Origin of the sequence: Chryseobacterium gregarium DSM 19109 (assembly GCF_000430845.1) — a bacterium.
GTDB lineage: Bacteria > Bacteroidota > Bacteroidia > Flavobacteriales > Weeksellaceae > Chryseobacterium > Chryseobacterium gregarium.
This window is the reverse complement of the sequence record NZ_AUMU01000011.1, coordinates 124,845-137,883: the sequence shown is the minus strand read 5'-3', so window position 1 is coordinate 137,883 and position 13,039 is coordinate 124,845. Positions and strand designations below refer to the sequence as shown.

Sequence of the window (13,039 nt, the reverse complement as noted above, 5' to 3'; positions counted from 1 at the left end):
ATGATAACGGCTTTAATGTAATTTAAAAACTACATTTATCCAATTTTCAATTGTGTATTTATAGTAAACGGCATCATCGATTTTTTCATAAGACGATTCAAAAAAAGACCGGTCCAGATTGGTGCAGGTTTCATTTAAAACCAAAATATTGTTCGGGTTGTAGAAATCGTAACTCTTAATGTATTCATTATCAGTGATGATCTTTTTTTCTAATGCCATTGCTTCGAAAACCCGGAAGCTCAGGCCGTGCTGATTTTCCCGTGTAAGATCCAGCAAGACTTTTGAATTTTTATAATATTCAGGAAGTTTTTTATGACATATTTTTTTGACGCTGAAGATAATATGCAACTGTTCAGGAATAGGGATGAATATGTTTTTTAACTGATGTTTCCAGCCTTTTTTTCCAATCACCATAATCTGGAATTTAAGATTGAGTTCAATCAGTTTTTTTGCAAGCAGCTTGATCATTGAAATTCTTTTGTTGTCGTAAGAGGTGACATAGAAAAGATCCATTAACGGATTTTGAACTTCATTTCTTAAATGAGGAAGATAAATATAATTGGTCAGTTTTTCAAAATCGTTTTTTCTGCTGTCTGCAATATCAAAAGAGAAAATTTTATCGAACAGATCAAGTTTTTCGTTTTCTACAGCGAATCTTTCCAGGCTGTCATAAAGATAGGTAATAAGCCGATCTGTATATTTTCTTATGTTTTCTAAGGTTGATACATCAAAAGTGTCGGGATTTAAGACTAAAATCTGATCCTGATGGCCAAGCTGTTTTAAAGAATCCAGAACAAATTTCTGCCGCTTTTCAGTTTTCAGATTTTTGTTGAGGAAGATTTTACTTACCGCATTCGTAGCCCTTTCACTAAAATTGGAATGGGTAACATCTCCTATTTTAATGTGATGAGCATCAATGCCTTTTGCACGTAATGCTTCCACGATGTGCTCGTCATATCCCCAAAAATCGAAACTAATTACACAAATCTTCATTCAATCAATTTTGTACCTTTCTTAATGATTCATAAGTCTCAAAGACGCTTAATGACTGGAGGTACGAAAGCTGGTAACCTTCTTTTCCGTCCAGAATACCTAAACGCAAAATATATGCCTTAAAGAATTTGAACGCGGTTTTGGAGTATTGGGTTAAAGGATTGAACTTTTTTCCTTTTGCGGCAAGTTCCTGACCCTTCAGTACTCCGTAATGAATCATTTTTTCTTTATAAGACTCATAATCATTAACGGAAAAATGAAGAAGTTTATTTTTCAGTTCACCGATGTTTCCATTGACTTCCAGGGTTTCGTGAACTTTTTTTCCCTCTGCATATCTTGCTTTTGATTTTCTGAACAGTCTTATATTTTTATCGGTTTGTGTTCCTGAATAATGAACAGGCTTTTTGGCAAAGTAAAATTTCCTGTAAAAATAATATGCATCTTTCTGTTTTGCCTTATTCAGCTCTTCTATAATTTCTTTTCTTAACGCAGGCGTAATCCGTTCATCTCCATCAAGAAACAGCACCCAATCATTCTTTGCTGCATCCAGGGCCAGATTTCTCTGTTTAGTAAAATCCTCAAACGGATGCTGAATGATTTTTACTTTCGGAAACTTTTCTGCAATCTCTACGGTTTTATCAGTACTGAATGAATCGACAACAATAATTTCCTCACAGAAATCGAAGCACTCAAGTACTTCCTGCATGTTTTTTTCTTCATTATGTGTTATGATTAAAGCGCTTACATCCATCACAACGTTTTCTGTCATCCCAAATTGGTTTTATCTGTTTCCGAAACAGGTGTTTATACTTCAAAGATAAGTTTTAATTTAAAATGCATCAGTTAATCTTGTCCTCTATGTAAATCCTTTACGGGTCGTAAGAATTTTTAGCGGCAGATAATTATCCTCTTACCGATTCTGAAAGCAAATCAAAAAGCCGAATTTTCCAGAATTAAACATTAATTTAATCTTCTTCTTGTAATGAATAACGGTAGAGAAGTACCTGTTATTGAAATTCTACAATCGTTTTTTCAATAATTTTCACACACTCCATCAACTGTTCTTCCGTAATTACCAATGGCGGAGCCAGTCTGATAATGTTTCCGTGGGTAGGCTTGGCCAAAAGCCCGTTTTCTTTTAATTGAAGGCAGAGATTCCATGCTGTGGAACTTTCAGGGGAATCATTGATTAAAATGGCATTTAATAAACCTTTTCCTCTCACTTTGGTGATCAGTGAATTTTTTTCTATGATTTTTTCAATTTCAGATCTGAACAGCTGACCTAATTCTTCAGCCCTTTCAGAAAGTTTTTCTTCTTTCACAACCTCTAAAGCAGTAATGGCTACTGCACAGGCAATCGGGTTTCCTCCAAAAGTGGAACCGTGCTGCCCGGGTTTGATGACATTCATGATTTCATTGTTGGCCAAAACCGCTGAGACAGGATACATTCCTCCGGAAAGGGCTTTCCCTAAAATCAGGATATCCGGCTGAACTTCTTCATGATGGCAGGCAATTAATTTTCCCGTTCTTGCAATTCCGGTCTGTACTTCGTCTGCAATGAACAGGACATTATGTTTTTTACAAATGTCTGATGCTTTTTTCAGGAAACCTTCATCCGGAACATACACTCCTGCTTCACCCTGAATAGGTTCTACCAGAAACGCGGCAATATTTCCGGCTTCCCGGTTTAAAATGTCTTCTAAAGCGGCAATATCATTATACGGAATTTTAATAAAACCGGGTGTAAAAGGCCCGTAATTCTGGTTTGCATCCGGATCATTGGAGAAAGAAACAATGGTGGTTGTTCTTCCGTGGAAGTTATTTTCGCATACAATGATTTTAGCTGCATTTTCTGAAATTCCTTTGACCTCATAGCTCCATTTTCTGGCTAATTTTACTGCAGTTTCCACTGCTTCAGCTCCCGAATTCATAGGAAGAACTTTGTCAAACCCAAATAGGCTGGTGATCTTTTTTTCGTATTCTCCCAAATTTGAATTGTAAAAAGCTCTTGATGTCAAAGCTAACTTCTTTGCCTGGGTTACCAAAGCTTCTACGATCTTAGGATGGGAATGTCCTTGGTTGACAGCAGAATAGGCTGAAAGGAAATCATAATATCTCTTGCCTTCCACATCCCATACGAAAACACCTTCCCCTTTGTCTAAAACTACGGGAAGAGGGTGGTAGTTATGGGCTCCATGTTTATCTTCAAGTTCAATGAAATATTGTGAATCCTTAAATGTTTCTGCTGTTGACATATATTTTAATTTCGGCAAATTTAAGTATTATAAATGAGATGGCTCAACAGAAACGAAATACTGGAAAGTACACTGATGTAAGAATGTTCAGGCTTCAGGAAAAAATGTTTCAGAAATTATTACTCATTAAAATCCTGTAGGCAGATATTATATCTACCTACAGGATTTATAAATTATTATAGTGCTAATATAACCTGGTTTTTAGCGAGATATTCATCAACATATATTTTTAATGCTGCTTTTTTAATCGGATCTTTTACTAAATCATAAATTGCAACCAAGCCGTTGCTGCCAAAATCCACTAACACTGAATTTTCTTTTGTAGAAGTACTTTGCCATCTGGAGATATCAATTTTCGGTTTTTCCTGATTAAAGCTGAAAATTCCGGCCATCGCCTCAGAAGTATTTCCTCCTCTGGTTCTGTAATAAAGCTTTTTATCATAATTCATAGACGCTTCTAAAGCATCCGTATCATGTATATTTAAAGAATTTGCAGCTGTTTTTACTCCGAGTCGTGCAGCACGCTCACGGTCAGGATTTGTTGTTTTCGCCTGGAAGATAACATCAATTTTTGCTCCTGTGTAGATATCGGTAGTTACATGAGTTCCATAGTCATTAACAATTTGTTCAGGAGTTTTGGACTGGATATCCTGCGAAAAATTAGAAGTTATATAATTACTCAATAAATCTGCAGTAGCGTTGAACCGATATCTTTTTTGTTTTATTATAACATTATAACTGCCATAAATATATTCGGAGTTAAAATTTTTACCGTTTACCAATGCTGAAGTGAAAGGTGATGAAATGGTTTTACCATAGATGTTAAAAAGTTCTGTTGCCACAACTTTTCCGGAAAGTACTTTTGAATAAGCTGCTGCATCTTTTCCATATGCTTCTACATATTCTTGAGATAGAATATTTCCTTCATCCAGTCTTGAAGGTTGCTCAGCTTTAAATTTATCAGTATCAATTACTTTTAATCCTGTAGCATCTGCATTGGCATATTCTTCCGTAACATTATAACTGTATCCTAAGGCATTATAATATCCGAATTGCTTTGAATTTTCAGATATCGGAAGTTGAGTGTGAGTATAGTTTTCAATGTTGTCTTCGATATTCGTTTCATCTGCTGAGCATGACAAAAGTGATAGTGTTGCCAGTAAGCCGAAGCTTATAATAGTTTGTTTTTTCATAGTCATATTTGAGAAATCAAAATTAACGTTAAATCAATTTTAATGAGGAATATCAGATGCTGATAAAAGTCATATATATTATTAATAAACTGTCCATAATAAGGCTGTTTACTAAATTTATGGTAAACAATTTAGTAATTGTCATATTTTTATTGAGTGCAAAATCTTCAATAAGTTTTGCTATGTAGTTCCAATTTAAAGAATAAATCTTAGCACAAAATTACCTGATTATATCCTATGGAAAACAATAGGAAATAATAAATTAGATTTACTGAAGATTTCAAGTCATTTGATATATTGATAACTAGATTGAATACTCTTGTAATGGACATGTTTTCATAATTATTGAATGTTTACTTGATCAATAAATGCACAGATGTCAGTCATGCTTTTGTCTTATTTTTTTTGGTGTTGTTTTCGCCATTCCGTTATATTCAAAGGTTGATTGTCTGGTCCGCAAGAGCCATTATATTCACATTCTTCCACGAAATATTCATCATAATCGGCGTTATCCCACCATTCTTTGAATTTTGGGAGCCCGAAATAATTATTTTTTTCTAAAATATCAATATCTTCCTGACTTAGAAAAAACCGTAACCTTCCCATTATTTTAGCATTACTGTTATAAGAAGGGTTATATTTATACTGTTCTGCAGAATAAGATAAATTGGCCATTATTTTTATTCTTTCTACTGGTGTCAGATTCTCATTCTGAGATATTTCTTTATTACCTAAATATTCCAAATAATCTTTAATATTATCCAGAATAAATCTATTTTCTGAAGAATCATTTGGAATATATAATTTTTGCAATAATTTAAATGTGTTGGCATGTAATCTTACATTCCCATCACAGTCTTTTATCCAGAATAATTTGCCATAGTCTGATGGATTATTTTTGTCAAATTTAGTTTTTTCAATTACCCATTTTAGCAGTTCTGAATCGTTAGTATATCCAAAAGTTTTTACCAATCTTTCCATGAAATATTGATCATTGAGAATAAGCCATTTGTAATGGGCTTTACTGCCATTGAACAGATACATGTTACGGGCAACTAATGTCTGGATGTTTTTTTTGCGTTGTTCTTTCAGATTGGAAATATCTTTCCATAAATATTTTTTCACTTCATTGCCGCTTGCATCTTTGTAGGTTTTCGAAAAAGTGTTCTCTTCTTGTGCTGTCTCATTATATGATTTCTGATAATCAATAATGCTTGGAATGGGGTGGAGATCAGTAATGAAGTTTAAATTCTTTATAATAAATATTCCGTTATTTTCCGCATCATTAGGGAGGTAATTAAAAGACCGGTCACATTGATATAGAAAATTAACATATATAAAATTGTTGGCTGATTTTGGATCAATAATCCTGTTAAATATCTGTTTTATTTTAGTGTTAAATTCTTCATCACTAACAGGCTTATAACCATTGTCTGCAAGAAGTTGACTCAATATCGGTATTGTTACCTCCAAATCTTTTTCTGAATACTGATACGGATTGTCAAAGGAAGGTTTTCCGTACTCTAATTGTTTTTTCAGCATGGTATTAATGTCTTGATCAGGTTTTAAACTATTCGTGCTTTGTTGGATATTTGTATTGCTGGCCTTTTTTTCCTGGCATGAACCCAAGAATGATAAGATAAAAAGTAAGCCAATTAAAAATCTATTTTCCATTTTAATTATTTTATTGTTCAGATCCTTTTGTCCCCGGATTTCCTTTATATTCTGGTAGGTTATAATCTGCTTCTGTAATTTCATAATTTTTAGGGACTACATATGCAAAATAGTCAGAAATATTATAAGACACGCAATACAGTTTTTGTGATTGGTTTCCTCCTAATATAACGACTTTATCTCCCTTTTTGCCTGCTACAAATCCCACATGGCCTCCTCCGGATCTTGTTTTTACAGCAATAGCTCCATATACAGGTTTTCCTAAATCTTTTCCTTCTGCCCAATTGGCCCATTTTAAAGCTCGTACGGCATCGTATCCTTTATCTGTTGTAACTCCTTCATATCCGTAATGTTTCATGATCCAGTTGATAAATGCTGCACACCATGCGATATCTGTCTCATTTTTTGTACCATCTTTCATCTGGCTTTCATAAGGTGTGCCGTCAAAGAATTTTTGAATTTCTTTGTTACTGCCGGTTTCGACCAGATTTCTTGCTTCTTCTTTCCATACCAATTCCATCCATGGAGCTCTTCCTTCAAGGTTTGGTAATATAACCTCTTCTCCATTACAAACATTTTTATCATACTTAAACCATGCTTTTAGTTTTTGCAAAGCTTTCTTGCGCCCTGCCCATCCATTAGGAGGTCTCTCAAGTCTGTGGGATAGAGAATATCCATTCAATATTTTTCCTTGCAGGAAAAAATACTTCTCCTCTTCCTGTTCCATTAATAGTCCCAGTTGATTAAGATTTTTTCCAAGGCCTTTACTGAAATAACTGCGTTTCCATGCTATGGTTTCTTTAAGTTCTTGAGAATATGTCTTTTTAGGGTTGAGTTCCCATAAAGGGACTTCTTTATAATTGAATATCCAGCCTCCTACATCTACAGTATGGTGTAGATTTGTGGAAATAAGGTCTGCATTACTGTTAAGAAATTTGTTTTCATCTGCATATTTGGCTTTTCCATAATCTTTATAAGGTCCGGGATTGTTATAAAAGCCTGTTCCGTCATCAGTTCCCGTAATCTGAAGAATACCTCTTCCCTTGTAGGTACTTTGGCTAGATAAATTGTTGCTGCTGAATTCTTCCTTACTCTGTACAAAAAAACCTGTTTCTTCTGAAACATTGGCCAAAAAGGAAATTTTTTGCATACATCGGTTAATTCCGTTACCCTTAAACATCATATTCACCTCTGCAGTTAAACTTTTAATTGTTTTATCTGTTATGCCACACTTTTCTTTAATTCCTTTCCATATTTCAGTACCACCCGTCATTGTTTTAATGAGATCTTCCATTTCTGTTTCCGTAAAATCTCTATTACAATAACATGTTTTTTGTTTTCTCACCTCCGCCATTTCCACCACCACCGGCATCACATCATTATCAATAGCTTCCGGTGTCTCTTTCTGAGAAACTTTCAGACAGCCGGCCTCATAGAAGATAAACTGTTTTCTGAGTTCCAGCATTTCATCCTGTGTAAAAGGAGTACCATCTTTTTTATGAGCTTTTATACCCAACTTTTCCATATCCTCAGTCCGTACCAGATCGGCAGGAAGTGTATTATTTATCGTGATTTGGATTTTTTCAGCTTTCCAGATCTTTTTATGGGGATCGGCGGGATCTTTCAGTTGCCTTGAGACCTGTGCAATATAATAATCGAAGTTTTTAGGCGGGGTTTTCCATTCTTCTTTGGCGGTGAAGGAAACTTCTAACAGTCCGTCTTTACCTGTTTTTTCTTCCTTGTAGGTCTCTTTGCTTTCGTGGGTATAGACAATGTGGTCTTTTTCATTAAGGTCTTCTTTGAGAACTTCTTTGAAAACATCAACTTTCAAAACTTCTTCAGTCATATTGACTGTGTGTACCCAAATTTTATGGCTTTTCCCATAAAAAGTCTGTTCGCGCTGTATCTCTTTTCCGTTTTCTGTAGAAAACATAACAGATACAATTTTCTGTTCAGAAGTAATGATAAGCTCTTCATTAGAATCCAAAACTTCCAAATAGGTCGTATGGTCATCTATGACAACGGGCCGTGTTCCTGCGATGGAAATACTCGCTGGAAGCACTACATCTGTTGAGGTACCTGCCTGCAGTTCTATAGTAAATACCAGGCGGTATTTGGGTGTGGGGTTATCTGCTGTTTTGGGAATGGCAGCATCCAGTTTTTTCTTATATTCTTCGGTGGTATTTATCAGGAAAGAAGCCTTGCCTTCATTGTTAAGCGTTATGCTTTTTTCTTCCAGCATGTATTTCTCTTTTTCCTTGTAGAAGTCATCGCCTTCTCCTTTTACCCATACTTTTACTTTCAGGGTCTGATTCTGAAGTCCTTCAATTTCTATGAAGCCATATGTATCTTCTCCAAAACCGGTTTCTGTGCGCTTCACACCTGTTCCATATGCCCAGAGCGCTCTTTTAATAATGGGTTCGGAAACCTTTATTTTAGTATCAATTTTTTTATTATCCGTATGATCTCCTGTTAAATAAGCAGCAATGGTAAATTCCCCAAGCTCATTGAATGTAAGCGTTCCGTCTCCGTTGTCGGTAACGTTTTGCGGGACTTCTATTTTTATCGCTTCATTTCCTGCCAGTTCTGCAATTCTTGCCGTAGCGGTGTACTTTACTTTTGTTCCTTTGGGGATGTTTCCTGCCGGAAGCGTAAATTTATCAATTACGTTTTTAATGATCTCAAAATGGAATGTGTCTGATCCTGTAAATGCAGGCTGTTTCCCGACTCCGACCGGACTGGCATAGGCTTCCAGAACATATTTCCCCAAATAATCTCCAGTGGAGAGCTGTGCATCCTGGCTGAGAAAAGCATCAGCTCTTTTATTAATTATGGCGGTTTTGAAAGAAGTTGAACTTTCAAACGCCGCTATTCTTCCTTTTCCTTCTTTTTTCAGATACCAGTGCACTGTTTTTCCGACGGCAGGAAGATAAACCACATTGAATTTGGAGGCCTGTACTTTAAGCATGTCCCCGGATCGGAGCAATCCGGATTCTCCGCTGACTCCCATCACGCCTAATGTATTTTCAATTTTGATTTCCACAGATTCGGGTTTAGGGTCATTGGGATCTGTAAATGCTTCGACAGTATATTTTCCGGCATTTTTAAAACTGAGGGTTGCTGTTCCTCCGATTCTTGCTACGCCGACAAGATGAGGTGAAGCGGTCCCGGAATGACTGTTATGGAGTACTGTTGTGCCCTGTTTTATCCGCCACTGTGCTGTATTGGTCAGAGGCATAAAAGTATTTCCGTTCAGGATTTTCATCTGATCAGCACTTGTGTTCAGCTTGTATTCTACGGATACGGGAATTGGGATGTTAACCAGGGTAGAAGTCCCCGGAATGACAATTTTTTTGACGAAATCTTTTACGACTTCAATGATGATCGCACAGTTTTTATCACCTGCTTTTTTGCCGTAGGCTTCAATCCTGTATTTTCCTTCCGGAAGGCTGTCAAAAGTCTTGCTTAAGGATTGGTTGAAAACACTTCCCAGGCCAATGAATGTTTTCACTTTGTCTTTAATGTCTTCCCCTTTGAAAAGAGCCCATATGATTTTTGTGGCATCGCCTTTAAACTGGGCGTTCAGGGTAAGATTGTCGGCAGAGAACGGATTTAAAAAAGAAGTTAAAGGATTTTTTTGCAGTTGCACATAATAATAGGTTCCGGTTGGTTTGGCAACAGGAATGGGGAGCGTCATTGAAATGGAATTCACTGATGTCGTGGCGGAAGACATGCCTGAGGTTTCCCATTGAGGCGAGGCATTGGCCACATAGAATTCGTCTGCTTCTTTCACGTTGATCTGCGAAACGTTGTTAGCCTGTCCGGTCGTAGCAAACGCTATGGTTCCCGGAATGCCATATCCCGGGCAGGCAGCTGTAGAAACATCCAGCAGTATTTTCATACTTTTATTGAACTCTACATTTTCGTAATAATCTTTATACTTAAGGTTGCATTTTCCTTTGCAGGGATATGTTTTACCGTCCGAACCCTTGCAGTTACCAAAGCCGTTTCCTCCGCCGAAGCTTTCGGCTTTATCATCCAAGTAAGTAGCCACGGGCTTGCCTTGTGCAAAATATTTGTTTTTGCCGAGCTTCTTTTTCTGGCTCTTTACTTCCATCGGAACAGCGGTTCCTTTGGAGTTATTGGTTACGGAACTGCTGCAGTATGCGGTAGCTCCTTCTACAATGATAAATCCTTTATTCGCCATATCATGTGTTCATAAACTTATGTAATGCTGCTGGTCTCCTGGTATAATATTTTATCTCCGTCTGACAGGATAAAATTTGCTTTCTTTTTTGCATACTGCTTTTTCTGAGAACTGTACTGCATTTGTATAGACAGTTCTGCTGTATATAATCCGTTCTGCCGTGAATATTTTTTATTTATTTCTTCTCTGATATTATCCGGCACTGTTGTTTCCGAAGTGAAAAAAGCCTCAAAACCATAGTCTCTTTTTTCTGCTCTGATGATTCCGTTACATTCTATACTTCCTATTCCTTTGATATTCCATGCAATAGATTCCTGGTTCTTGCCTCCGTTGTCTATGTAGGAAGGCATAAAAAGCAGAAGATTCCAGAAAGGCTCTTTCAGTTTATTTTTATAAAACAGCACCTCGTCCTCGAAAGTTGTGAGATACTGATTTCTGAATAGATCACAGTTTTGATATTTTTCGTGAATACCTTCTGTCTTCTGTTTCCAGCTTTCTATATTTTTCTGATGATCCGCAGCATGTAAGAAAAGCCCTTTTTCATCTACTTTTATTTTTACCGGGTAAGAACTCTTTTCCAATTCGTAAAGAATTTCCATAAAGTTGTTTTCAGAAGGCAGGGGAGCGCTTTCTATTTTCTCTATCAGCCAAGTCTTTGTCTGGTCTTCATTTTCAGTTTCCTGCAGGGTAATTTTATATGATGAATGGAAGCCCTTGGTTTCGCTAAACCGTATTTCAAGCATATTTTCTACCTGATACGTGTGCACGTCTGATGAATATTTTTGAAAAGGTCTTACCGGGTTTTCTTTCATGACTGTTATTAATATTTTAATATTATTGACAGTTATTCAACACAATCTCTTCTGGCAGATCATGAAGGTATATTTTTTCTGTTGTGCCTCCATTACATTTGCTTACATAATAATTAGCGATATAGTCTTCTTTGTAATGGGATATTTCTTCACTTGACAATCCTCCGGAATTTTCCTTATGTGTAATAAAATAAGAGGTGTTGTTTGTTTTTTTATAAAATACAAAGTTAAGTGAAACTGTATTTTTTTTTGTGAGAGGCCTATTGTTTTGAAGCTGATTCCTGACATATTGAATGATCTCAGTTTTCAATATGTTATCTGAAGCATCAGGATGGTCTATCAATACATAATAGGAGATCTTCACATCATCTTGATAATAAGAGTTTGTAAAGGTCATGTGATCCAGAGGGATAAATTCATTCTTTTTCTGATCACAACTTATAGTCGTGAAAAGAAGAAAGAGAATGATAAAAATCTTTATGGATTGTAAATGTTTCATTTTTTCGTTGTTATAGATAAATGTCCTTATTGACAAATTATTTATGATCAATATTCGCCAGGTTTTTTCCTTCCTATATTTCTGAGATGATCTTCTCTTTCTTTTTCAGCTCTTCTTTTATTTTGCCGTTCCGCTTTTCCAATAGAAATACTTTCTTTAAATGTCTTTTCAAATTCCACTTTGGTGATGAAAGGTTTATAGCCCCTGATATGTTGCAGGATAAACCAGTATCTGAATCCAAGCAGATAATAGTATTTTTTTTCTATATCCGGCATATCAAGACCAAAATGGTCATATAAAGTTATTTTATAGGTAGCATCATAATTTCCATTGCCTGATTTATTAAACTTTGTTAGCTTCACTTCGTATGCCCACGTGTCATTCATACAGATGGTAAGCCCTCCTAAGAATGTATCTTTTAATGTTGAAAACTGTGGATGTCCCCAACCCCGGTTTCCAAATTTTCCAATTTCGTTATCTGTAAAGTATATGGTATCATCTTCAATAGAAGCAATATTTCCGTGGCTTTTTTTAACTCTGTCAGCAATTTCATCTTCTATGCTGATACAGAACCTTTTACTTGAAGGATGCTCCTGCACACTCTTTGTCAGAATAGGATTAGTATACTCACCGCCTTCACTTCTTCTGAATTTTTCAATCATATCCAGTGCAACGGTTTCCAGTTCTCCTACTGAAAAAAGATGAGTGACCATTCGTTTAAAGCCTGTCCATAGTTCTTCATCTGTCTTATTGCTGATCTCTGCTTTAATCCAGATTCCCTTGCTTTCCACATCCTGCAGAGTGTATCTTGACGGATATTGATTGGATACTCCCAAGCCATAGCATAAATCATCTGCCATATTAACTCCCTGCCTGTCTTTGCCCTTGACTTTAAATCGATCGATATAAACAGGAAGCGGATTATTTACTTTTACATCCACACTTGCCTTATCAATCGGGTTTTTAAAATAGGCATAAGCACGCATATCATAGCAAGGCAGCTTCACCTGTATGGTCTGCGTATTTCCTTCCAGGGAAGAATAATCTACAAAGAAAGGAATAGAGGCTCCATTGATCTTCAGTTGCCACAAAAGCTTTTTGTATTCACTTTTTGATGCAGATCTGTTAAATGTTGCTCTGAACCAATGTTTTTGTCCTTCTTTGGGTTTATTTATTTTACCGCTATTGTCATCAAGTGGGCCTTCCACTTTTGTTACAAGCAAAGTATTGTCTTTCTTACTCTGGTACTCATCTAATTTTTTGCCGCCCTTTTTACCATAAAAGGTATTTTCCTGCGGTGATTTAAAATCCAATGCACCTTTGGAAGCATCTTTTATGATGTGTTCTGCTTCCTTATAAGATTTGCCAAAGACATTCCGTATAATATTTCCGCCTTCGCCAGCCAT

The 13,039-nt window shown here is 36.2% G+C and carries 9 protein-coding genes; all 9 read right to left on the bottom strand.

Going from position 1 to position 13,039, the window contains the following annotated elements:
• Positions 1-12: 12 nt before the first annotated feature.
• The 9 genes from H561_RS0113710 to H561_RS23345 all read right to left on the bottom strand — a co-directional run bounded on the left by H561_RS0113710 (position 13) and on the right by H561_RS23345 (position 13,039).
• The gene (locus H561_RS0113710; protein ID WP_027387528.1) at positions 13-993 is read right to left on the bottom strand and encodes a glycosyltransferase family protein; all 981 of its coding nucleotides are present in this window, start codon (positions 991-993) and stop codon (positions 13-15) included.
• A 4-nt stretch (positions 994-997) separates the two neighbouring features.
• Positions 998-1,762, bottom strand: coding sequence for a glycosyltransferase family 2 protein (locus H561_RS0113705; protein WP_027387527.1), 765 nt, complete (start codon positions 1,760-1,762; stop codon positions 998-1,000).
• Between the two features lie 238 nt (positions 1,763-2,000).
• Complete coding sequence (gene rocD / locus H561_RS0113700; protein ID WP_027387526.1) at positions 2,001-3,248, bottom strand: ornithine--oxo-acid transaminase; 1,248 nt, start codon at positions 3,246-3,248, stop codon at positions 2,001-2,003.
• A gap of 176 nt (positions 3,249-3,424) precedes the next feature.
• On the bottom strand, positions 3,425-4,441 hold the full coding sequence (locus H561_RS0113690) for an MAC/perforin domain-containing protein (RefSeq protein ID WP_027387525.1): 1,017 nt from the start codon (positions 4,439-4,441) through the stop codon (positions 3,425-3,427).
• Between the two features lie 396 nt (positions 4,442-4,837).
• Complete coding sequence (locus tag H561_RS24300) at positions 4,838-6,115, bottom strand: hypothetical protein (protein WP_228372271.1); 1,278 nt, start codon at positions 6,113-6,115, stop codon at positions 4,838-4,840.
• A gap of 10 nt (positions 6,116-6,125) precedes the next feature.
• A complete protein-coding gene (locus H561_RS23350; protein ID WP_027387524.1) occupies positions 6,126-10,322 on the bottom strand; it encodes a TIGR02594 family protein in 4,197 nt (1,398 codons plus the stop codon).
• A 17-nt stretch (positions 10,323-10,339) separates the two neighbouring features.
• Complete coding sequence (locus tag H561_RS0113675) at positions 10,340-11,134, bottom strand: hypothetical protein (RefSeq protein ID WP_027387523.1); 795 nt, start codon at positions 11,132-11,134, stop codon at positions 10,340-10,342.
• 22 nt (positions 11,135-11,156) lie between these two features.
• Positions 11,157-11,633, bottom strand: coding sequence for a hypothetical protein (locus H561_RS22495; protein ID WP_034762225.1), 477 nt, complete (start codon positions 11,631-11,633; stop codon positions 11,157-11,159).
• A gap of 47 nt (positions 11,634-11,680) precedes the next feature.
• Positions 11,681-13,039: a DUF3289 family protein gene (locus tag H561_RS23345; protein WP_027387522.1), complete on the bottom strand. Its 1,359-nt coding sequence runs from the start codon at positions 13,037-13,039 to the stop codon at positions 11,681-11,683.

Coding starts and splice junctions, on each gene's coding strand:
- H561_RS0113705 (WP_027387527.1), bottom strand. CDS start 1,762: ATGACAGAAAACGTTGTGATGGATGTAAGCGCTTTAATCATAACACAT.
- H561_RS23345 (WP_027387522.1), bottom strand. CDS start 13,039: ATGGCTGGCGAAGGCGGAAATATTATACGGAATGTCTTTGGCAAATCT.
- H561_RS24300 (WP_228372271.1), bottom strand. CDS start 6,115: ATGGAAAATAGATTTTTAATTGGCTTACTTTTTATCTTATCATTCTTG.
- H561_RS0113675 (WP_027387523.1), bottom strand. CDS start 11,134: ATGAAAGAAAACCCGGTAAGACCTTTTCAAAAATATTCATCAGACGTG.
- H561_RS22495 (WP_034762225.1), bottom strand. CDS start 11,633: ATGAAACATTTACAATCCATAAAGATTTTTATCATTCTCTTTCTTCTT.
- H561_RS0113710 (WP_027387528.1), bottom strand. CDS start 993: ATGAAGATTTGTGTAATTAGTTTCGATTTTTGGGGATATGACGAGCAC.
- H561_RS0113690 (WP_027387525.1), bottom strand. CDS start 4,441: ATGAAAAAACAAACTATTATAAGCTTCGGCTTACTGGCAACACTATCA.
- H561_RS23350 (WP_027387524.1), bottom strand. CDS start 10,322: ATGGCGAATAAAGGATTTATCATTGTAGAAGGAGCTACCGCATACTGC.
- rocD (WP_027387526.1), bottom strand. CDS start 3,248: ATGTCAACAGCAGAAACATTTAAGGATTCACAATATTTCATTGAACTT.